Genomic DNA, 21537 nt, shown 5'->3' with positions numbered 1-21537 from the left:
AATCCTCAGCTCGCCTCACCTTGATCAAGGTCAGTCGGGGTTGCTCCCGCCGGTCCGTCCTCGACACCGGGAACATCCCAGTGAGGGGGGCGAAGCGGCCGAAATCCAGCCAGTCGTTCGACCTCTATGGTCCACCGATCGGCGCGTCCGCCCGCAAGCAGGACGGCGTGTATCGCATTTTCCAGCCCAAGGGCCAAACTCAAATCGTCCACAGAGAACGCGCCGCAGACTTTCGCGGTCTGATGGCGGGCCAAGGCGAGGATCTTTCCGCGTCCGTCGGCCGAGCCGTCGGCGGCCTCCACCACCCAGGCGACCTTGCCTGCCCGCAGATTGGCGGCGGACTTTTCGAAGCCTGAGATAAGCACGCCTTCGCGTCGGGCAAGGCCCAGTTGGTCGAGACAGCGCCGGAACAGCAGCCGTTCGACGACATCGGCCAGGTCAGCCGGGGCGGTCAGCTTGGTCTTCGCGGCGCGGGTGAAGCCGTTCTTCTTGACCGCCGTCTCGATCGAGGCGCGGCTGGCTTCGACCCAAAGGCCACGTCCGGGCAGTTTCCTGCCCAGGTCGGGAACCACCTGGCCATCGGGCCCGGCGACGAAACGGATCAGGCGAGATTCGTCCATGACCTCGTGAGAGACGAGGTCCCGGCGTTCTCTATCGATCGTTGCGTCGCGCAAGCTCATATGTGGCCAGGTCTCCCATCACGCGTTCGACGGTTCGGAGCCGTCCTCGGCGAGGACCCCCGCATCGTCTGTAGCGTCGTCGGTTTCGGTCTCGGCAGGCGCATCGCCGAACACCTGGTCCGGGTCATATTCGCCCTCGGCGAACTCGCCTTCCTCAAACTCTTCCGGCTCGGGCTGCGGCAGTTCCGAAGCGTCGATCCAGCCGGCGGCGACACGGGCCTGCAGGATCAGCAGTTCGGCGTCTTCCTGGGCCAGGTTGAAGCTTTCCAGCACGCCCGGGACCTTGACCCGTTCGCCGTTCTTCACTTCGTAGCCGCCGCGGATTTCGTCGGTCGCCAGGTCGGCCAGGTCCTCGACCGTCTTCACGCCGCCTTCGCCCAGGGCGACGGCGATGGGCAGGGTCACGCCCGGCACCTGAAGCACGCCGTCTTCGACGCCCAGTTCGACGCGCTTGGCGTCCAGCTCGGCGGCCTTCTTGTCCAGGAATTCGCGAGCGCGGGCCTGCAGTTCCTCGGCCGTTTCCTCGTCGAAGCCTTCGATCTCGGAGACTTCGTAGGGGTCGGCATAGGCCAGGTCTTCGACCGTGGCGAAGCCTTCGGTGACCAGCAGCTGGGCGATGACCTCGTCCACGTCCAGGGCTTCCTGGAACAGGCCGGTGCGCTCGCTGAACTCGCGCTGGCGACGCTCAGAATCCTGAGCCTCGGTGATGATGTCGATCTGCCAGCCGGTCAGTTGCGAGGCCAGACGGACGTTCTGGCCGCGACGGCCGATGGCCAGCGACAGCTGCTCGTCCGGCACGACCACTTCCACGCGGCCGGCTTCTTCGTCGAGCACGACCTTGGAGACTTCGGCAGGGGCCAGGGCGTTGACGATGAAGGTCGGCTCGTCCGGGTTCCACTGGATGATGTCGATCTTCTCGCCCTGCAGTTCGGCGACGACCGCCTGAACGCGCGAGCCGCGCATGCCGACGCAGGCGCCGACGGGGTCGATGGAGCTGTCGTTCGAGAGGACGGCCATCTTGGCGCGCGAGCCGCTATCGCGGGCGGCGGCGCGGATCTCGATCACGCCGTCATAGACTTCCGGCACTTCCTGAGCGAACAGCTTGGCCATGAAGCCGGGATGGGCGCGCGACAGCATGACCTGCGGGCCCTTGGCCTCTGGCCGGACGTCATAGATGTAGGTGCGGATCCGGTCGCCGATGTTGAAAACTTCGCGCGGGATGGACTGGTCGCGGCGCATGACGCCTTCGCCCCGGCCCAGGTCGACGATGGTGTTGCCGTATTCGACGCGCTTGACCGTACCGTTGACGATCTCGCCGACGCGATCCTTGAACTCTTCGTACTGGTTGGCGCGCTCGGCCTCGCGGACCTTACCGGTCACGACCTGACGGGCCATCTGCGTCTGGACGCGGCCGAACTCGAACGGTGGCAGGGTCTCGACATATTCCTTGCCGACCTCGGCCTCGGGATCGCGCTTGGAGGCGTCTGTCAGGCGCACCATGGCGCTGTCGTTGAACTCTTCCAGCTCGTCTTCCGGCATCCAGTCGTCCTCGACGATGGTGACGTGACGGGTCAGGGACAGTTCGCCGGTCTTGTGGTCGATCTTGGCGCGGATGTCGTGATGCGCGCCGTAACGCGACTTGGCGCCCTTCTGGATCGCTTCCTCGATGGCTTCGATGACGACTTCGCGCTCGATGTTCTTCTCTTGCGCGACCGCATTGGCGATCTGCAGCAGTTCGAGGCGGTTGGCGGAAATACCGGTGACGGCCATCAGGCGTTGTCCTCAGAAGGGGTCGTGGTGTCGGTTGTTGCGTCTTCGGCTTCCCCTTCGGGCAGGCCGTCGTCTTCGGGTTCGCCGCGCGCGGCGCGAATGGCGGCGCCCCGCTTCATTAGGGCGTCGGTCAGGACCAGCTTGGCGTCGCTCAGCCAGTCGAACGGGATCAGGGCGGTGTCTTCCTCGCCGTCCAGGTCGATCAGGACGTTGCCGTCCTCATAGCCGGCCAGCACGCCCTTGAAGCGTTTGCGGCCCTCGATCATCCGGTCGGTCTCCAGACGCGCCTCCTCGCCCTCGAACAGGTCGAAGTCGAGCGGACGGGTCAAGGGCCGGTCGATGCCGGGCGACGAGACTTCCAGCATATATTCGCCGGCGATGGGGTCGGCGGCGTCGAAAACCTCAGATACGGCGCGGCTCAGCTTGGCGCACTGTTCGACAGAGATGTCGTGGTCGGACGGGCGTTCGGCCATGATTTGCAGACGCTGGCGCTTGGAGCCGGTCATCAAGCGAAGACGCACCACTTCAAGGCCGAGCGACTCCGCGATGGGGTCGATCAGCTCCAGCAGTTGGCGGTCCTGGGCGGTTCTTGCGCGCAAGCGACGAATATCCAAAACAAAAGCGGCGGTCCGTCCGGGCCGCCGCTTGGAACGACGCCGTTGGACGCCGGTCTAACGATGTGAGGGGCCATATAGGCTGTTCACGATCGCTTGTCAGCCCTCTTCGTCAGCTTCGGGCGAAGTCGGGGGTCAAATCAGCGCCAGCTGACCCAGATAATCCATCTTGCCCAACGGCACGCCTTCCTTGCGCAGGATGGCGTAGGCGGTCGTGAGGTGGAAGTGGAGGTTGGGCAGGACGAAGCTGGTCAGATAGCCGGCGCCGTCGAAGTGCAGCTCGCGGTTCGGCGTCTTGACCACGATCTGCCGGGTCTCGGCGCCGGCGAAGGCGGCGGGCTCCACACTCTCGATGAAGGCGATCGTGCGAGCGATGCGATCCTTCAGCTCGGCGAAGGTCATCTCGATGTCAGCCATGGCCGGATTGTCCACGCCCGCCAGTCGAGCGACGGCGCCCTTGGCCGAGTCTGACGCCAGTTGAACCTGCGAGGCCAGCGGCCGCATGTCGTCATGGAGACGGGCTTGAATCAGGGCGGCTTCGTCGAACCCCTCCGCCGACGCCTTGTCCAGCCAGCCGGACAGATTGGTCAGACCGCGCACGAAAATCGGCGAGGCGGCGTCGTAGATCGAGAAGGTCATTCCGTGGCTCCGGTTGGCGCCATAGCTGGGCGGTGCGCCGTCCAAACGCCAGCCCTCCCGATCCCTTAAGTCAAAACTCTTCCCAGCCATCCTCGGCCGCCATCGCGGCGACCCTGGGCGCGGCGCCGCCTCGGCCGACCGTCTTCAACGCAGCGGCGAGATGGGGCGAACGCGTGGGTGGAGCGGCGGTTGAAGACGCTCTGCGTGGAGCGGGGGCGGGCGCCGATGCAACGGCCGAGCCGACGCGGAATTGGGCGACCGAGGCCTGTAGGCTTTCGGCTTCCTGTGCCAGCGAATGGCTGGCGGCGGTGGATTGCTCGACCATGGCGGCGTTTTGCTGGGTGACCTGGTCCATCTGGTTCACCGCCGTGTTGACCTGGGCCAGACCCACGGCCTGTTCCTGGGCCGAGGCGGCGATTTCGGACACGAGGCCGTCGATCTCGGCGACCCGGTCCACGATACGTTGCAGGGCCTCGCCGGTCTGACCGACAAGTTTCACGCCCGATCCGACCTGGGTGGTCGAGGTCGAAATCAGCGTCTTGATCTCTTTGGCCGCTTCGGCAGAGCGCTGGGCCAGGGCTCGGACTTCCGATGCCACGACCGCAAAGCCGCGACCGGCCTCGCCCGCACGGGCCGCTTCGACGCCCGCGTTCAAGGCCAAGAGATTGGTCTGGAAGGCGATTTCGTCAATCACGCCGATGATCTGGTTGATCTGCGACGACGATCCTTCGATGGCCTGCATGGCCTGGACCGCATCGCGCACGATGACGCCCGAGGTTTCGGCATCGCCCTTGGCGGCGCGAACCACATCGGAGGCCTGACGCGCGCCAGAGGCGGTCTTGTTCACCGTGGCGGTGATCTCGTCCAGGGCGGCGGCGGTTTCTTCCAGACCGGCGGCCTGCTGTTCGGTGCGGCGCGACAGGTCGTCGGCGGCCTGGCTGATCTCGCCGGCGCCGGAACGGATACCCGAGATGTTGGCGACCACCACCGACACGGCCTGCTGCAATTGGGCGATGGCGGCGTTGAAGTCGGTCTTCAGCTGCGCCGCCTTGGGCGCGAACTCGGCCTCGATCCGATAGGTCAGGTCGCCATCGGCCATGGCCGACAGACCCTGGCCCAGGGCGGTGATGGTGACGCGGTCCGCCTCGGTCTCGCGCGCCTTTTCGGCCTCGCGGGCGGCGCGTTCCTGTTCGCTCATCGAGCGTTGCGACAGGGCCTCGACCTCCAGACGATCCTTTTCGATGGCGGCGTCGCGGAAGATGGCGAGAGCAGCGGCCATCTGACCGATCTCGTCACCCCGCGCCACGCCGGGAATTTCCGTGGTCTTGTCGCCATCGGCCAGGCCGCGCATGCGCCGGCCCAGGGCCACCACAGGCGCCGACACCGAACGCCCGATGAACCAGCCGGCGGCCACGGCGGCGAAGGCCACCAACAGCGCCAGACCGCCCAGCGTCAGCGCCGCCTTGCCGACGGCCGCCGCGATCTGGTCCGTATAGACGCCGGAACCGATCACCCAGCCCCAGGGCGCGAAGCCCTTCACATAGGAGATCTTGGGCGCAGGCTGTTCCTGACCCGGCTTGTCCCACTGATAATCGACGAAGCCCTCGCCGTCCTTTTGCACGACGGCGACGAACTCCTTGAACATCAGCACGCCGTCGGCGTCGGTCTTGGCGCTCAGGTCCGTGCCGTTCAGGGCCGGCTTCATCGGGTGCATCACCATGTTGGGATGCATGTCGTTGATCCAGAAATAGTCGTCCTGGCCATAGCGCATGGCGCCCACCGCCGCCTTGGCGGCGTCCTGAGCCTGATCGCGGGTCAAACGGCCCGCCTGCTCCTCGGCCTGATAGTGGGCGACGACGCTGTAGGCGATCTCGACGGTCTTCTTGGTCCGGTCGGCGATGTCTTCGCGCATCACCGCATTGACCTGAAACAGGCCCAGTCCCGTGACGATCAACAGACCGGCGATGGTCACGAGCGTCAGAAGGTTGATCCGGCCGCCGATCGACAAGGTTTTCATGTGACGTTCCGATAATGAGTTCGAAGCGTCACATTTCCACCAATCAGGTTAACTTTGGCCGAACACCGCCGCTAGGTAGAAGCCCGTAGCGGCGGCATGTCGCGCCTTCAGAACTCCTCCCAGCCGTCGGATTGCGGCTCGACCTTGCGCGCCGCGCCGCCGCGTCCGATGGTCTTCAGCGCGGCGACCATGCGGTTGGCGGGCTTGGGCGCAGGCGGCGCCGAGTGCGTGCGAACCGGCGCAGGCGAGGCGGCCTGGTGGGTCGATCCCACGCGGAACTGCGCGACCGAGGCCTGCAGGCTTTCCGCCTCCTGGGCCAACGAGTGGCTGGCGGCGGTGGATTCCTCGACCATGGCCGCATTCTGCTGGGTGACCTGGTCCATCTGGTTCACCGCCGTGTTGACCTGGGCCAGGCCGACGGCCTGTTCCTGGGCCGAAGCGGCGATTTCGGTGACCAGGCTGTCGATTTCGGCGACCCGGTCCACGATCCGTTGCAAGGCCTCGCCGGTCTGACCCACCAGTTTGACGCCCGAACCCACCTGGGTGGTCGAGGTCGAGATCAGGGTCTTGATCTCCTTGGCCGCTTCGGCCGAGCGTTGGGCCAGGGCACGCACTTCGGAAGCCACCACCGCAAAGCCGCGACCGGCCTCGCCCGCACGGGCGGCTTCGACACCCGCGTTCAGGGCCAGGAGATTGGTCTGGAAGGCGATCTCGTCGATGACGCCGATGATCTGGTTGATCTGGCTGGAAGACCCTTCGATCGCCAGCATGGCCTGGACGGCGTCGCGCACGATGACGCCCGAGGTTTCCGCGTCGCCCTTGGCGGCGCGCACGACATCCGAAGCCTGACGCGCGCCCGAGGCGGTCTTGTTCACCGTGGCGGTGATCTCGTCCAGGGCGGCGGCGGTTTCCTCAAGCGAAGCCGCCTGCTGCTCCGTGCGGCGCGACAGGTCGTCGGCGGCTTGCGAAATCTCGCCGGCGCCCGAACGGATGCCCGAGATGTTGGCGACCACGACCGCGACGGCCTGCTGCAACTGGGCGATGGCGGCGTTGAAGTCGGACTTCAGCGATTCAGAGCGCGGCGCCACTTCCACCGTGAACCGGTGCGTCAGATCGCCGTTGGCCATGGCCGACAGGCCGCCCGCCAGGGCGTCCAGCGCGACCTTGTCCTCGGCCGCCACACGGGCCTTGTCCGCCTCGTTGGCGGCGCGCTCCTGCTCGCTCATCGAGCGCTGGGCCAGGGCTTCCTGTTCCAACTGCCGTGCGCGCAAACCGTTTTCCTTGAACACCTGAACGGCGCGCGACATCTGGCCCACCTCATCCTTGCGGGTCTGACCGGCGACCTCCGGCGAAAAGTCGCCGGCCGCCAGCTTGCCCATGGTGTCGCCCAGGCGGTTCAACGGCCCGGTGATCCCGCGGGAAACCATCAGCATCGCCGCACCGACGCTCAACGCCGTCGCCAGAATGAGAGAAATCAGGCTGATCAGGGTCGTGGTTCCGACATCACGCGAAACCTTGGCGGCGATGGCTTCATTTTCAGCCGTCTTGGCGTCGTTGAAGGCGACGATCCGACTGGAAAGCTGCGCGATCTGTTCGTCCAGTTCAATGTTCGCCTGACGAGCGCCCGCCTCGTCATTCTGCATACGCATGGCGACCGAACGACGGCTGGTTGCGACGACAGCCTGCAACGGCGCCTTGAACGGATCCAGTTCCCCCGCATAGATGGCCGCCTGGCCTTCGGCCTCATTGATCACGTTCAGAACCTGATCGCCGGTGGCCGTCACGGATTCAGCGGCTTCCCTGGCCTCCTTGGATCGGGCGTCATAGGCCATGACCTTGTAGGTCTTGTAACCGATCTGCTGCAGACCCCGATTGACCCGGATCATGTTGATCAGCGCCGCCGTTCGGCTGTCGGCCAAATTCTTGTACGTCGCGTCGGTCTGCTTCAGTTCCCAGCAGGCGTAGCCCACCCCCGCCAGACCGACCGCAGCCAGAAGCATCAGACAGGCGATGATCTTCTTCGAAATCTTCAGGTCGCCAAGCCACTTGTCCATCAAACGTCGCCCCTCATCCTTACGGCTGGGACGCGCTCGTCACAGCCACGCTGTCGTCGATGCGACAAATACGCGCAGTGACGATCCGGCTGTTGAGGTTAACAACGCCTATATAACGCCGTCTGACGGACGCCTGAAATCAGATATTTTTCATTGGCTTGTCGAGTTTACGGCGATCATAAACCGCAGGTCGCCGGTAATACAATCCAGAGCCACAGGCGGATCAAGCTCGAAAGAATTCCAGGAAGACGGGCGCGGTGTCGCCCAGCTTCTTTTCTTCATAGCGGGTGACGACGTGGTCGGCGGGCGGGACGAACCAGTCCTGATCGGCGGCGCCGATCTGCTCCAGCCCCGGCGTACGGTTCAACCGTTCCAGCGCCCATTCGGCATAGTCCAGCCAGTCGGTGACGAAGCGCAGCGTGCCGCCCGGCTTCAGGATGCGGGCGAAGGCCTGGGCCGTCTCGTCCTGCAACAGGCGGCGCTTGTTGTGGCGCGCCTTGTGCCAGGGGTCAGGGAAGAGGATCAACACCCGGTCGACTGAGGCGTCGGGCAGGGCGTCGACCAGATCGCGCGCGTCGTCGTCATGGATGCGGACGTTCTTCAGCCCGCCCTCCTCGACGTGACGCAGGGCCGAAGCGACGCCGTTCAGGAAGGGTTCGCAGCCGATCACCAGGGCGTCGGGCCGCGTCGCCGCCTGGGCCGCCATATGCTCGCCGCCGCCGAAACCGATCTCCAGCCAGACCTCGGTCGCCTCGGGCATCAGGGTCTTGGGATCCAGCGGCCCGGCCTTGGGATCGGGCACGGCGATCTGCGGCAGCAGCGTCTCCATCAACGCCGCCTGGCGGGGCTTGATCGGACGGGCCTTGATGCGGCCGAACGACCGCAACGGGCGGTCGAGATGGGGGTTTTCGTCCTCGGGACGGTCATCGGAGCTCATGCGCCTGCCGTTAGCTGTCGCGGGGCGAGGCGTCCACCGGCGAACGTCGAAACCTTTTGACGGTCGCGACCGAACGCCTTTCTATGACGGCTGCAAGCGGCGTCGGGGCTGACGCATTCGCGGGGAGAGGATTTCGATGATCGGACATCATCTGCGGGGCGTCAGCCTCGCGGCCATCACATGCGCCGTGCTGGGCCTGTCGGCCTGCGCCACCACCGGCCAGACTCCTGACGAAACCGCCGCGAAACCGTCGAAGGATCAGACCCTGGCCGCCGGTCTGGATCCCGCGACCACGCTGGATCCCTACCCTTCCACCTATCAGCCCCTGCCGCGCGAGAACTTCGCCGTGGTTGGGGCCACGGTCCTGACCGGCACGGATCGCAAGATCGAGAATGGCGTGGTCGTGGTCACGGACGGCAAGATCGCCGCCGTCGGCGACGCCTCCACCCCCGTCCCTGCCGGCTATCGCGTCGTCGAGGCGCGCGGCCGCTATGTCACCCCCGGCGTCATCGACGTGCACAGTCACCTGGGCGTCTATCCGTCGCCCGGCGTCAGCGGCATGAGCGACGGCAACGAGGCGACCAGCCCGAACACCGCCCAGGTCTGGGCCGAACATTCGCTGTGGCCCCAGGACCCTGGCTTCAACACCGCCCGCGCCGGGGGCGTGACCACGCTGCACATCCTGCCAGGCTCGGCCAACCTGTTCGGCGGACGCGGCGTGACGATCCGCAACGTGCCCTCGATCACCATGCAAGGCCTGAAGTTCCCGGCCGCCCCCTATACGGTCAAGATGGCCTGCGGCGAGAATCCGTCGCGCGTCTATGGCGGCCGCAACCAGAGCCCGGCGACCGGCATGGGCAATATGGCCGGCTATCGCGCCGCCTTCATCGCCGCACGCGACTACAAGGCCAAATGGGACAAGTGGCGCGAGGACGGGGAAGGTGCCGCCCCGACCCGCAACCTTCAGAACGAGACCCTGGTCGGGGTGCTGGACGGCTCGATCCTGATCCAGAACCACTGCTACCGCGCCGACGAGATGGCGCTGATGATGGATATGGCCAAGGAGTTCGGCTACCGCATCACCACCTTCCACCACGCCACCGAAGCCTACAAGCTGGCGCCGCAACTGGCCGCCAACGGCATCTGCGCGGCCATGTGGACCGGCTGGTGGGGCTTCAAGATGGAGGCCTTGGACGCCATCGAGGAGAACGCCGCCCTGGTGGACGCGCAAGCCGGATCGTGCGCCGTCATCCACTCCGACGACGCCGAACTGACGCAACGCCTCAACCAGGAAGCCGCCGCCGCCCTGTCGGCCGGTCGTCGCGCTGGTCTGAACATTTCAGAAGAACACGCCATCGGCTGGATCACCTCCAATGCCGCCAAGGCCATCGGCATTGCCGATCAGACCGGCTCGCTGGAGGCCGGCAAGCGCGCCGACGTGGTGATCTGGAGCGCCGATCCCTTCTCGATCTACGCCCGCGCCGATCAGGTCTTCATCGACGGCGCCCTGACCTTCGACCGCGCCAACCCCGCCTATCAGCCGACCAGCGACTTCGAGCTGGGTCAGCCGGGCTATGGCCTGACCGCCGCCAACGTCACGGAAGGAGCCCGCTGATGCGCCTGTCTCACATTCTCGCGGGCGCCGTCGCGGCGCTTTCGCTCGCTGTCCCTGCATTGGCTCAGGACACGGTGGCTATTGTCGGCGGCCGCATCCTGACCGGAACCTCCGTGATCGAGAACGGCACGGTCGTCATTCGCGACGGCAAGATCGTCTCGGTCGGCTCAGGCAGCGCCCCCTCCGGCGCTCGCATCATCGACGCGGCGGGCAAGACGGTCGCCCCCGGCTTCGTCGCCGTCGATTCCGGTCTGGCCGGGACAGAGGTCGGCTCGGTCAGCGGCACCAATGAACTGCGCAACAGCGCCAACACCCTCAGCGCGGCCTTCGACATCTCGTATGGTCTGGACCCCTGGTCCTTCACCCTGCCGGTCGCGCGCCTTGGCGGCATTACCCGCGCCATCGTCGTGCCCCAGCACCCCGGCTCGTCCGGCGGCCATGTCCATGAGGACGAGACGGCAGGCGCAGGCGCCGGCGGCTATCAGACGCCGGGCCTGTTCGCGGGCCAGGCGGCCATCATCAATCTGGGTCAGGGATCGAACATCCTGGTCAAGCCGCGCGTGGCCATGGTCGCCCCTTTCGGCGAGGCCGGGGCGGGCATCGCCGGCGGCGCACGCGGGGCGCAGTTCGTCCTGTTCAAGGAGACGCTGTCAGAGGTCCGCCTCTATGCCCGCAACAAGTCGGCCTATGAGCGGGCGGGCCTGCGCGATCTCAGCCTGTCGCGGGCGGACCTGGAGGCGCTGATCCCGGTCGCCAACGGAACCATGCCCCTGATCGTCAGCGTTCACCGCGCCTCGGACATTCAGCAGGTGCTGCGCCTGGCGCGCGAGGAAGGGATCAAACTGATCCTGGACGGCGCCGAGGAAGGCTGGCTGGTCGCCGGCGACATCGCCGCAGCCGGCGTGCCGGTGCTGCTGAACCCCATCTCCAACCTGCCCAGCGATTTCGAGATGCGGGCGGCGCGGGCGGAGAATGCGGCGGCGCTGAATGCGGCGGGCGTCGTGATCGCCATCAAGGGCAACGAGGGTTCGACCCACCGCGCCCGCGAGGCCCGTTACAACGCCGGCAACGCCGTCTCGCACGGCCTGCCTTACGGCGCCGCCATCGCCGCTCTGACGGTCAATCCGGCCAAGATCTTCGGCATGGCCGGCCAGTTCGGCCAGATCGCGCCGGGCGCAGCAGGCGACGTGGTGGTCTGGTCCGGCGATCCGCTGGAGCCGCTCAGCCAGCCGTCGGCCATCTTCGTCGACGGCGTCGAACAGCCCCTGACCAGCCGCCCGCTGATGCTGCGCGATCGTTACCGCCAGCAGACGCCGATGCCACCGGCCTATCGGAACTGACGACCGCTTCGGTTTGAACGGAAAGGGCGGGGCCGCACGGTCCCGCCCTTTTTCAATTGCGTCGTCCGCGCTAGGTCACGCCTATGCCTACGGTTCTTTACATTGATGCCGACGCCTGCCCGGTGAAGGAAGAGGTCTATCGCGTGGCGCGGCGCTATGGGCTGAAGACCTATGTGGTCTCCAACACCTGGATGCAGGTCACGCGTGAGGCCCTGATCGAACAGGTGGTGGTGGACGCAGGTTCCGACATCGCCGACGACTGGATCGCCGAGCGGGCGGGCGTGGGCGACGTGGTCATCACCGCCGACATCCCTCTGGCCGACCGCTGCCTGAAGTCGGGGGCGCAGGCGCTGAAGTCGAACGGCCAGCCTTTTACCCCGGATTCCATCGGCTCGGCCCTGGCCGGGCGGATGGTGGGCGAGCATCTGCGGTCCATGGGCGTGGCCACCTCAGGCCCGCCGCCCTTTTCGGCCGCTGACCGGTCGCGCTTTCTACAGGCGCTGGATCAGGCCGTGGTCAAGGCGCGCAAGGCGGCCTCATGACCACCGTCATTCCCGAGGACGAGCTGGAGTTCCACTTCTACCGCGCCGGAGGACCGGGCGGCCAGAACGTCAACAAGGTCTCGACAGCCGTCCAGATGCGGTTCGACGTCAAGAACTCGCCCTCCCTGACAGATCCGGTCAAGGCGCGACTAATGAAGCTGGCCGGCAGTCGGCTGACGCTGGAAGGGGTGATCCTGATCACCGCCGTGCGCCACCGCACCCAGGAGCGCAACCGCGCCGACGCCATCGAACGGCTTCAGGTGATGGTGGACGAGGCCTCGATCCGACCCGTCTATCGCGTGCCGACCCGCCCAACCAAGGCGTCGAAAGAGCGACGGCTGAAGGCCAAGACCACACGGTCCACGATCAAGTCCGGCAGAGGAAAACCCCGTCAGGACGACTGAGACGCAGGAACGTCTTTTGTTCGATATCGTTCAGCTTGCACAGCAACGGTTGAGTGAGGCGCGCATGCGGCGATTTCGGGCGATGACGATCGGGTTGATGCTGGCGACGGGCGGCCTCGCCGCCTGCGGCCAGTACGAAGTTCGAAAGAAGGAAAGCGCCGATCCTGGACCCCAGGCGCCGGCCCAGTCCGAACAGGACAAGGCTGTCATCGCCGCCACGCCGCAGGTTTCCATGTCCGCTCGGGATCGGGCCGAAATTCGCGACGTGGCGCGCGGCTATCTTGACGAAGCCGCCAAGGAACTGGCCAAGGGCTTTTCGCCCGTCGCAGGCGTCGAAGATGTGGTGGTCGCGATGCAGCCGACGGAAGTTCACGCCTGGAAACTGAACCTTGAGAACGGCAAGAATTATCGCATCCTTGGTGAATGCGACAACGAATGCTCCGACCTCGACATGGAGCTGCTCGATCCGGCGGGCAAGATCGTCGAGCGCGACACGCTGCCGGATTCGGCGCCGGTGATAAACATCCAGCCCTCGGCGAACGGCGCCTACAGCGTGCGCCTGGTGATGAAGACCTGCACGGTGGCGCCCTGCTACGCGGCGGCGCGTCTGTACCACCAGACCGGCCCCATCCCGGACGACGATGCGCCGCCCGCGACGGAGACCTGAGGAATCAGCTTTCGGCCGGACGGAACAGCAGGGCGGCGATCTTGTCTTCGGCGTCGAAGCCGATCATCCATTCGGTGACCTGGTTGTCGAAGGTGACCTTGAACATCTGGGCCTCGCCTTCCTGCTTGACGTACTGGACCGTTTTGATCGCGCCAAAGCCCTTGATCAGCGGAATGACCTGGGCCTCCTGCTGGCGGATCTGGGTTCCAAGACCGGTCGTAAAGTCCGAATAGTCGAAGCCCGCGCCTTGGGCCGCTGCGATCACGGCGCGCAGAGCCTCTTCCGAACGAGCGATGTCGGGCGCCTGGGCCGCGCCGGTCGGCGCGGGCGCAGGGCGGGCCTGGGAGGCGCCCGACTGAGCGGGCCTGTCGAAGGCGTTCGGTACGGCGCCGGCGGCGGCCTGGGCGAAGGCGGGAACGGGCGCCAGAAGCAGGGCGGCGGCCAAGATTGCGTGTATTTGGGCGGTCTTCATCAGGGTCGGCTTCATAGCGAAAGCTCCGGTCAGGTCAGATAGGGCCAGAGCGAAAGGCCCAGGGCCGTCAGAGCCGCGAGAACCGCGACCGTGACTGAAGCCACCAGCCAAGCCGGAGTTCCCGACTTTTCGATGACCACCGCCGCCGGACGCGGCGGCTCCTGCACCAGGCGCGAAATGGCGCGCGCCGCCGCGATCATCTCGTTCACGGCGTCCCGAGCCTGGGCCTGGGGCCCCAGCTCGCGGCGGATCCAGCGTTCGACCACCGGCTGGGCGGCTTTCCACAGGTCGTGGTCGGGTTGCAGGCGACGCGCCACGCCCTCGACCGAGACCATGGTCTTCTGCAGCAGGATCAGTTCGGGCCTCAGCCGCATGTCGAACAGGGCGGTGATCTCGAACAGCTGACCCAGCAGCCGCCCCATCGACACCTGGCTGGCGGCGCGGCCGATCACCGGCTCGCCCACGGCGCGCAGAGCCTGGGCGAAGGTCTCGACCGAATGGTGGGCGGGCACATAGCCGGCCTCGAAATGGACCCGCGCGATCCGGTCGTAATCGCGGCTGATGAAGCCCCACAGGATCTCGGCCAGATAGCGTCGCTCGGCCGGTCCCAGCCGCCCGACGATGCCGAAATCTATGGCGGTCAGATGGGCCGGCGCGCTGGCGAACAGATTGCCCTCGTGCAGGTCGGCGTGAAACACCCCGTGGTCCAGAGCCTGAACCAGAAAGGCGCGCACCACATTGTCGGCCAACAGGTCGGTGTCCAGACCCGGCAGGTCGGCCAGGGCTGGATCGGTCATGGGCACGCCCTGCGCCCATTCCAGCGTCAGCACACGCTTGCCCACCCCGTCCCAGATCACGGCGGGCGCGGACATGTATCCGTCCTTGGCCAGGACATCGGCCATCTCGCTGGCGGCGGCGGCCTCCAGCCGCATGTCCAGTTCCAGATCCAGCGAGTTGGCGATGGTCTCCACGAAGGCCGAGGGCTCCAGCCGGCGCGCCATCGGCACAAGCCGCCACACCAGCCGCGCCGCCAGACGCATCGAGTCCAGGCCGTTGAAGACCCGCCGCTCGACGCCCGGCCGCAACACCTTGACCGCCACAGCCCGACCGTCGGCCAGCGTCGCGCGGTGCGCCTGGGCCAGGGAGGCGGCGGCGACGGGTTCGCTCAAATCGATGAACAAGCTCTCGACCGGCCTACCCAGCGATTTCTCGATCTCGCGCCGCGCCTCTTCCTGCGAGAAGGGCGGCAGGGCGTCCTTCAACCGGCCCAGGTCGCGTGCGAACTCCAGGCCGAAGATGTCGGCCCGCGTGGCCAGCACCTGGCCCAGCTTGATCGCCACCGGCCCCAGATGTTCGAACGCCTTGCCCAGCCTCTGACCCGGCCGGCCCTGACGGCCCGCCTTGCCGGACAGCATCTGAACGAACCGGGCGAAAGGTCGGGTCCAGGCGGGCAGCAGGGGCGTGACCTCACGCGGCACCAGGGCGTCATGGCGCACCAGAACCCACAGCCAGCCCAAGAGGCGCAGGAAGGACGCCACCGGGTTCTGGACCGCCACGGTCGCGGGCGGCGGCGGGGCCGTGCGATAGATCCGGCTGGTCAGATCGCCCACCCGTGGTGGATGGCGGCGATCCCGCCCGACAGGTTGGTCACGGACACGCGGCGGAAACCGGCGTCCTCGATCAACCCCTTGAAGGTCGCCTGGTCGGGGAAGCGGCGGATGCTTTCGACCAGATACTGATAGCTCTCGCGATCCTTGGCGACCCAGCCGCCGATACGCGGAATGGCGTGAAAGGACCAGGCGTCATAGATCTTGCGCACCGGACCGGTGGTCGGACGCGAGAACTCCAGGCACAAAAAACGCCCGCCCGGCTTCAGTACGCGCCGCGCTTCGGACAGAGCTTTTTCGATATGGGCCACGTTTCGGATGCCGAAGCTGATCGAATAGGCGTCGACCGAGGCATCGGGCAGCGGCAGGTTCATCGCGTCGCCGACGCTCCACTGCATCTCCGGCTCGCCGCCCTTGTGCACGCCCGCCAGGATCATCTCGGCGTTGTAATCCAGCACGATCACGCTGGCGTCCTCGCCCCCGCGTCGCTCCTGCGCAGCGCGCGCCATCTTCGAATAGCGGCGGGCCATGTCCCCGGTGCCGCCCGCCACGTCCAGGATGGTCTCGCCCGGACGCGGGTTCAGCTTGGCGGCCGCCATGTCCTTCCATATGCGGTGGACTCCGACGCTCATAAGGTCGTTCATGACGTCGTAGCTGGAGGCGACGGAATCGAAGACCCCGCGCACCATCTTGACCTTCTCTCCCGCGTCCACGTCGCGGAAGCCGAAGGAGGAACGGTCGCCCTGCGAATGCGGGCCGTGGGAGGAGGCGTCGGTCATGTCAAAGCGTCTAGCGCGTCGCCGCGCCGCCGTCACCCGAAGTCAGGCGGCTTGCGGCTGCGGCAGCTTCAGATCCTTCATCACGTCACGCATCAGACCGTAGCAACCGCACGACGCCTTCTCCAGGCCGTCCCGGTCCAGCACCTTGACCCAACCGCGTCCACGCTGGATCAAGTCCTTGCCTTCCAGCACCGTCCCGACCTCGGACACGGTGGCGCGACGCACCCCCAGCATGCCGGCGATGTCGGCCTGGGTCAGGTCGATGCGGTCGTCCTCGGCCCGGTCGTGCAGCATCAGCAGCCAGCGCGCCAGCCGCTCGTCCAGCCGGTGCTGGGCGTTGCAGGCGGCGGCCTGCTGAACCTGGGCCATCAATCCCTCGGTGAAGCGCGACAGGGCCAGACGCAGGCTCTCGCTCGCATCCAGCGCCTCGCCGAACACGTCCGCAGAACAATAGGCGGCAAGGCCGTCGCGCTGGGAAATGGCCCGGCTGGCGGCCCGCGCGTTGAACGGGCCGCAAGTGACGCCGATCAAGCCTTCGCGGCCGATGGCGGCAGTCTCGACCATCTTGTCGTCGGGCAGGATGGTCATCAGCGAGACAACCCCCCTGATCGGGAACCAGACCTGATCGACCGCCTCGCCGGCGTCGTACAGCATCTGTCCGCGCGTGATCTCGCTCTGTTTCAGGTGCGGTTCGATGCGCTTGCGGTCGGCCGCGTCCAGGGCGGCGATCCAGAGATTGTCCATCTTAAGCCCCACTGACGATCGGACGACGCGCGGGAGGCCGTCACGAAATCTAGAACGCGGAAGCTTGACCATGCGTTCCGTAACGCCGGTCCAGCTGTGTCGCGCCGGCTTGCCGGGACCAACAGGGCGCGTTACGCCGAAAGAAAAGAGGAAACCCAGATGACCGACTCCCGCCTTGACGTAGTGGAAACGCTGAAGACTCTTCCCTCGTGGCGCGCCTTCGACGGCGACCGCCCGGCCATCGTGCGGTCGCTGAAATTCGCGGACTTCAACGCCGCCTTCGGCTTCATGACCCGCGTCGCCATCATGGCCGACAAGATTGATCATCACCCGGAATGGTCCAACGTCTACGACCGGGTCGAAGTCCTGCTGACCACCCACGACGCCGACGGCGTGACGGACAAGGATGTCGCCCTTGCCCGTTTCATCGATACGGCCGCCGCTGACATGGGCGTCAAGTCGTGAGCGCCGCCCACTCCGGCCGCGTCGCCGGCAAGACCGTCCTGATCACCGGCGCCGCCGGCGGTCTGGGCGAGGCCATGGCCTTCATGCTGGCGCGCGAGGGCGCCCGAGTCGCCGTCACCGACATCGACGGCGAACGTGCAGATGCGCTGGCCGCCCGTATCAACGCCGAACGGCCCGGCGCCGCCTTCGCCTATGCTCACGATGTCGCCAGCGAGGCCGAATGGGAGAAAGTGGTCGCCGCCGCCGTCGCCGATCTGGGCGGCCTATCGGTGCTGGTCAACAACGCCGGCGTCGGCGGCCCCCTGGCCTTCGTCGAACAGGACACGGTCGAGAACTGGCAGCGGCAGTACGAGATCAATCTCCGCTCGATCATGCTGGGCTGCAAACACGCCATGCCGCATCTGCGCGCCGCCGCTCCGGCCTCGATCGTCAACATATCCTCGATCGCCGGCATGGTCGCGGCCCCCGGCATGGGCGCCTACAACGCCACCAAGGCCGCCGTCTGGATGTACACCAAGACCCTGGCGCTGGAGGCGGCCAAAGCCCACTGGAACGTACGCTGCAACTCGGTCCACCCCGTCTTCATCAAGACCCCGATCCTGGACCCCTTCATCGCCATGGCCGGCGGCGACGAGGACAAGGCCCACGAGCGTTTGGCGCGCGGCATCCCGCTGAAGCGCATCGGCGAGCCCGACGACGTCGCCTGGTGCGTCCTCTATCTGGCGTCGGACGAGTCGAAGTTCGTCACGGGCTCGGAGTTCAAGATCGACGGCGGCATGACGGCGCAGTAGGGGCGCGCGCGCCCTGCTGCTTTCTTTTGGGCCTACCGCGCTTCGCGCTGCTTGAGGCCGCAGGCTTACCTTGAGACGCCGTGCTTGGCGCCGCCTTAAGCCGATCATCCCGACCTCGTCGCTTATTCGGGATTGAGACCGTTCGCGCCATGCTGTAAGCGGCCCTTTCCGGCGTCACGCCGCATGCGCACCCGTAGCTCAGCTGGATAGAGTACTGCCCTCCGAAGGCAGGGGTCACAGGTTCGAATCCTGTCGGGTGCGCCATCTCCTTCCAAATCGCCTTGACGTCAAAGCTATGCTTTTTCGAGTTTGGCTTCGGACGACTTGTCGGGATCCGCTTCGCCTCCTGCGTCGCTTCGATGAAGTGTCGTTCAGCCACGCTGGGCTGATCTACTTGTCGCCCGCGCCATATCTCATATTCCGTCTCGACCTCCCTCGGCTTCGTCGTAGATAGCCCGAATGTGCCGAGTGATCGCCTGCGGCGTAACCTCGAACAGTTCGGCGATTTCGGCCACCTTGCCAAGATTTGGCGAAGGGAGACGCAAAGCCCGCTTGACCGGGCTGAAATAATGTTATGTTATTTTGTAACAAACGCTGCCTCCTTGAGTTGAAAGTTCTTTCATGCGTTCCTTCTCCGTCTTGCGATCGCTGCTTCTGGCCGCCGTAGGTTCCACCGTCCTGGCTGGCGCGGCGGCCGCACAATCGACACCCAATCCCCCGACAGAACTCGACGACATCATCGTCACCGGCGCGCCCTACGGCATCAGCCAGCGCGCCTCGGTCATCGCCACCGACATCATGGACGAGCAGGCCCTGGCCATCGCGCCGGCCGCGCCGCTGGGCGATCTGCTCAGCGGCCGCCCAGGCATCCGCTCGACCGACTTCGCGCCGGGCGCCAGCCGCCCGGTCATTCGCGGGCTGAGCGGACCGCGCGTCCAGGTGCTGACCAACGGCATCGGCCTGATCGACGCCAGTTCGGTGTCGCCCGACCACGCCGTAGCCACCGACCCCGCCGAAGCCAACCGCATCGAGATCATCCGCGGCCCCGCCACCCTGGTCTATGGCGGATCGGCCATCGGCGGCGTGGTCAATGTGCTGGACAATCGCATCCCGACCGAGATCCCCGAGGGTGGCATCTCCGGCGTCGTCTCGACCCAGGCCTCCAGCGTCGATGACGGCCGCAGCGCCTTCGGCCGCGTCACGGTCGGCAGCGGCCGTTTCGCCTTCAACGTCGACGGCGTGAAGCGCAAGAGCGACGACTACGACATTCCGGCCCCGGCCATTTCCCAGCGTCGCGCCGACGCCGAAGGCATTGCGCGCGGCGACGGCGGCACCCAGCCCAACAGCTATAGCGATCTGGAGGCCTGGGGCGTCGGCGGCAGCTACATCGGCGACAAGGGCTTCGCCGGCGTCTCCTACAAGAACACCGACAGCGAATACGGCACGGTCTCGGAAGAGTCCGTCGTCATAAAGCTGAACCAAAAGCGCTGGGACGCACGCGGCGAATACCGCTTCGACAGCGGTCCCTTCTCGGCCCTGCGCGGCTCCTACGGCCACGCCGAATACACCCATACAGAGTTCGAGGCGGTGGGCGAACCGGGCACCATCTTCAACTCGGACGGCTGGGAAGGCCGGGCGGACCTGGTTCAGCGCGAACGCAACGGCTGGAACGGCGCTGTCGGGGTTCAGGCCCTGTCACGCAACTTCGAGGCCATCGGCGAGGAAGCCTTCGTGCCCAGTGTCAAGATCGACGAGCTGGGCCTCTATACCGTCCAGCGGCTGGACCGGGGCAACCACGGTTTCGAGGGCGGCCTGCGCTATGACCGGCGCGAACTGAGCGCCACACCCATCGGCGGCGCCAGCGAAGTGAACCGCGAGTTCGACAACTGGTCCGCCTCGGCCGCCGCCTTCATCCGCCCGGCGACCGGCCTGTTCCTGGGTCTCAGCCTGGCCCACAACGAACGGGCTCCCAGCGAGGTCGAACTGTTCGCGGACGGCGTACACATCGCGACCGCCGCCTATGAAACCGGCGACCTGAACCTGAATTCGGAAAAGGTCACGACTGTCGAAGGCACCGCCCACTACAATCGCGGCCGTTTCACCGGCGACCTGCACGTCTATCATTCCTGGTACGACGGCTTCATCGACGAGCGGCCGACGGGCGAGCAGTTCTTCTTCGAGGAGGGGAACGAGAACTTCCCCATCTATCGCTTCGTCCAGACGGACGCGAAATTCTATGGCTTCGAACTCGAGGGCGCCTATGCCCTGTGGCAGGACGGCGACCGCAAACTGTCGCTGGAGGGCTCGGCCGATTACGTCCACGCGCAGACGGACTTGGGCCCCGCCGCGCGGATCCCGCCCTATTCCGTCACTGGCCGCCTGGCCTGGACCTCGACCCGCTTCGACGTCAGCGGCGAAGTTCGTCACGTCGGCGAACAGGACCGCGTCGCCAACGCCTTCGAGCTGCCGACCAACGACTACACCCTGGTCAACGCCTCCGTGGCGGTGCGGCCTTTCAGCCAGCAGAACGTCACCCTGTTCGCCGAGGCGCGGAACCTGACCGACGAAGAAGCGCGCGAACACGTGTCCTTCCTCAAGGACATCGCCCCACTTCCCGGCCGCAACCTGCGTGTCGGCGTGGCCTACCGCTTCTGATCGCAAGGCAAGGCTCCGGTGGGCGGCTCTCCGGTCCACCGGACTTCTGGAGCCTAGACGACTTCAACGATCCGGCCGCGCCGAACCTTTCGCCAGAGCCAGATACCGACCAGCAGCACAACCGCAACGGCGACGACCGCCGTCAGGTGAATGTGGACGGGCAGATGTCCGAAGACACGCTCGATCCCCGTCCCGAACGCGAACCCCAGACCGACGAAGGTCACCGCCCAGATCATCGCGCCGATCACGTTGAACAGTGCGAAGCGCATCGCCGATACGTTCGACGTCCCCATCACCAACGGCGTCAATGAGCGCAATCCGAACAGAAACCTGAAACCGAGCACCAGCCCGACCGGGTAGCGCTCAAGCCCTCGGATCACGCGGGCATATGCCGGGCCGCCGCTCGCGCGCTGCACCCACGCCATGCCCCGCAGATAGCGACCGACCAGAAACAGAATCTGGCCCTGCGCCAGCGAGCCGCCCAGCACGGCCAGCCCGACCTCCCACAGCGGCAACATTCCACGATGCGCCAGCGCACCGCCGGCGACAGCCACGGCCTCACCCTCTGTCCCGGCGCCAACAAAAAGGATGGGGAGGCCGAGGTGGGCGACGAGGGTTTCGAACGACATGGGTGCGCCCCACTGAAAGCCGACCCAGACGGATCGCGACGATGCCGCAGAACATCGCTTCGACCAACCTCGGATATGATCCGTCCCGACCACCTATCGGCCTGATCGCGCAGGCC

The 21537-nt window shown here is 66.3% G+C and carries 20 protein-coding genes and 1 tRNA gene; 9 read left to right on the top strand and 12 right to left on the bottom strand.

Annotated elements, in window-relative coordinates; all coding sequences use genetic code 11:
* Nucleotides 1-5: 5 nt before the first annotated feature.
* The 7 genes from AC3ISA_RS07350 to trmB form a co-directional block, all read right to left on the bottom strand.
* The gene (locus tag AC3ISA_RS07350) at nucleotides 6-680 is read right to left on the bottom strand and encodes an RNA-binding protein (protein ID WP_489179946.1); all 675 of its coding nucleotides are present in this window, start codon (nucleotides 678-680) and stop codon (nucleotides 6-8) included.
* Nucleotides 681-698: 18 nt separating this feature from the next.
* Nucleotides 699-2450, bottom strand: coding sequence for a transcription termination factor NusA (nusA, locus tag AC3ISA_RS07345; protein ID WP_489179945.1), 1752 nt, complete (start codon nucleotides 2448-2450; stop codon nucleotides 699-701).
* The gene (rimP, locus tag AC3ISA_RS07340; protein ID WP_489179944.1) at nucleotides 2450-3049 is read right to left on the bottom strand and encodes a ribosome maturation factor RimP; all 600 of its coding nucleotides are present in this window, start codon (nucleotides 3047-3049) and stop codon (nucleotides 2450-2452) included. Before rimP ends, nusA begins: the two co-directional genes overlap by 1 nt.
* A gap of 150 nt (nucleotides 3050-3199) precedes the next feature.
* Nucleotides 3200-3703: a DUF1993 domain-containing protein gene (locus AC3ISA_RS07335; RefSeq protein ID WP_489179943.1), complete on the bottom strand. Its 504-nt coding sequence runs from the start codon at nucleotides 3701-3703 to the stop codon at nucleotides 3200-3202.
* Nucleotides 3704-3773: 70 nt separating this feature from the next.
* A complete protein-coding gene (locus AC3ISA_RS07330; protein ID WP_489179942.1) occupies nucleotides 3774-5720 on the bottom strand; it encodes a methyl-accepting chemotaxis protein in 1947 nt (648 codons plus the stop codon).
* A gap of 107 nt (nucleotides 5721-5827) precedes the next feature.
* The gene (locus AC3ISA_RS07325; protein WP_489179941.1) at nucleotides 5828-7774 is read right to left on the bottom strand and encodes a methyl-accepting chemotaxis protein; all 1947 of its coding nucleotides are present in this window, start codon (nucleotides 7772-7774) and stop codon (nucleotides 5828-5830) included.
* Between the two features lie 223 nt (nucleotides 7775-7997).
* On the bottom strand, nucleotides 7998-8711 hold the full coding sequence (trmB, locus tag AC3ISA_RS07320; RefSeq protein ID WP_489179940.1) for a tRNA (guanosine(46)-N7)-methyltransferase TrmB: 714 nt from the start codon (nucleotides 8709-8711) through the stop codon (nucleotides 7998-8000).
* A gap of 136 nt (nucleotides 8712-8847) precedes the next feature.
* Between trmB and AC3ISA_RS07315 the strand changes: the two genes are divergently transcribed.
* From AC3ISA_RS07315 to AC3ISA_RS07295, 5 genes are all read left to right on the top strand, one after another.
* Nucleotides 8848-10326: an amidohydrolase gene (locus tag AC3ISA_RS07315; RefSeq protein ID WP_489179939.1), complete on the top strand. Its 1479-nt coding sequence runs from the start codon at nucleotides 8848-8850 to the stop codon at nucleotides 10324-10326.
* The gene (locus AC3ISA_RS07310; RefSeq protein ID WP_489179938.1) at nucleotides 10326-11666 is read left to right on the top strand and encodes an amidohydrolase family protein; all 1341 of its coding nucleotides are present in this window, start codon (nucleotides 10326-10328) and stop codon (nucleotides 11664-11666) included. Before AC3ISA_RS07315 ends, AC3ISA_RS07310 begins: the two co-directional genes overlap by 1 nt.
* 83 nt (nucleotides 11667-11749) lie before the next feature.
* Nucleotides 11750-12208 (top strand): YaiI/YqxD family protein, encoded by a 459-nt coding sequence (locus tag AC3ISA_RS07305; protein ID WP_489179937.1) that lies wholly within the window; start codon nucleotides 11750-11752, stop codon nucleotides 12206-12208.
* Nucleotides 12205-12612, top strand: a complete 408-nt coding sequence (gene arfB, locus AC3ISA_RS07300; RefSeq protein ID WP_489179936.1) for an alternative ribosome rescue aminoacyl-tRNA hydrolase ArfB — start codon at nucleotides 12205-12207, stop codon at nucleotides 12610-12612. The genes AC3ISA_RS07305 and arfB overlap by 4 nt, the downstream gene beginning before the upstream one ends.
* Before the next feature lie 82 nt (nucleotides 12613-12694).
* Nucleotides 12695-13279, top strand: coding sequence for a hypothetical protein (locus tag AC3ISA_RS07295; protein ID WP_489179935.1), 585 nt, complete (start codon nucleotides 12695-12697; stop codon nucleotides 13277-13279).
* Between the two features lie 4 nt (nucleotides 13280-13283).
* Here AC3ISA_RS07295 and AC3ISA_RS07290 read toward each other — a convergent pair whose 3' ends face one another.
* Genes AC3ISA_RS07290 through AC3ISA_RS07275 form a run of 4 tightly spaced genes read right to left on the bottom strand, consistent with a single transcriptional unit; the run spans nucleotide 13284 to nucleotide 16881 of the window.
* Nucleotides 13284-13766: a hypothetical protein gene (locus tag AC3ISA_RS07290; RefSeq protein ID WP_489179934.1), complete on the bottom strand. Its 483-nt coding sequence runs from the start codon at nucleotides 13764-13766 to the stop codon at nucleotides 13284-13286.
* Nucleotides 13767-13780: 14 nt separating this feature from the next.
* Nucleotides 13781-15361: a 2-polyprenylphenol 6-hydroxylase gene (gene ubiB, locus AC3ISA_RS07285; protein ID WP_489179933.1), complete on the bottom strand. Its 1581-nt coding sequence runs from the start codon at nucleotides 15359-15361 to the stop codon at nucleotides 13781-13783.
* Nucleotides 15349-16137: a class I SAM-dependent methyltransferase gene (locus AC3ISA_RS07280; protein ID WP_489179932.1), complete on the bottom strand. Its 789-nt coding sequence runs from the start codon at nucleotides 16135-16137 to the stop codon at nucleotides 15349-15351. The genes ubiB and AC3ISA_RS07280 overlap by 13 nt, the downstream gene beginning before the upstream one ends.
* 42 nt (nucleotides 16138-16179) lie before the next feature.
* The gene (locus AC3ISA_RS07275; protein WP_489179931.1) at nucleotides 16180-16881 is read right to left on the bottom strand and encodes a Crp/Fnr family transcriptional regulator; all 702 of its coding nucleotides are present in this window, start codon (nucleotides 16879-16881) and stop codon (nucleotides 16180-16182) included.
* Between the two features lie 159 nt (nucleotides 16882-17040).
* On the opposite strand from AC3ISA_RS07275, the gene AC3ISA_RS07270 reads away from it, so the two are divergent.
* The 4 genes from AC3ISA_RS07270 (at nucleotide 17041) to AC3ISA_RS07255 (ending at nucleotide 20792) form a co-directional block, all read left to right on the top strand.
* Entirely contained in the window at nucleotides 17041-17346 is a 306-nt protein-coding gene (locus tag AC3ISA_RS07270) for a 4a-hydroxytetrahydrobiopterin dehydratase (RefSeq protein ID WP_489179930.1), read from the top strand.
* Nucleotides 17343-18137, top strand: a complete 795-nt coding sequence (locus AC3ISA_RS07265; RefSeq protein ID WP_489179929.1) for an SDR family oxidoreductase — start codon at nucleotides 17343-17345, stop codon at nucleotides 18135-18137. Before AC3ISA_RS07270 ends, AC3ISA_RS07265 begins: the two co-directional genes overlap by 4 nt.
* Before the next feature lie 187 nt (nucleotides 18138-18324).
* Nucleotides 18325-18401, top strand: a tRNA-Arg gene (locus AC3ISA_RS07260).
* Nucleotides 18402-18758: 357 nt separating this feature from the next.
* A complete protein-coding gene (locus AC3ISA_RS07255) occupies nucleotides 18759-20792 on the top strand; it encodes a TonB-dependent receptor (RefSeq protein WP_489179928.1) in 2034 nt (677 codons plus the stop codon).
* Between the two features lie 53 nt (nucleotides 20793-20845).
* On the opposite strand, the gene AC3ISA_RS07250 is transcribed toward AC3ISA_RS07255, so the two are convergent.
* Nucleotides 20846-21421, bottom strand: a complete 576-nt coding sequence (locus AC3ISA_RS07250) for a DedA family protein (RefSeq protein ID WP_489179927.1) — start codon at nucleotides 21419-21421, stop codon at nucleotides 20846-20848.
* Nucleotides 21422-21537 lie beyond the last annotated feature (116 nt).

The sequence above is a fragment of the Brevundimonas sp. KH_058 genome (assembly GCF_057838505.1).
The sequence above is the reverse complement of the archived record's forward strand: the minus strand, read 5'-3'. Positions and strand labels throughout refer to the sequence as shown.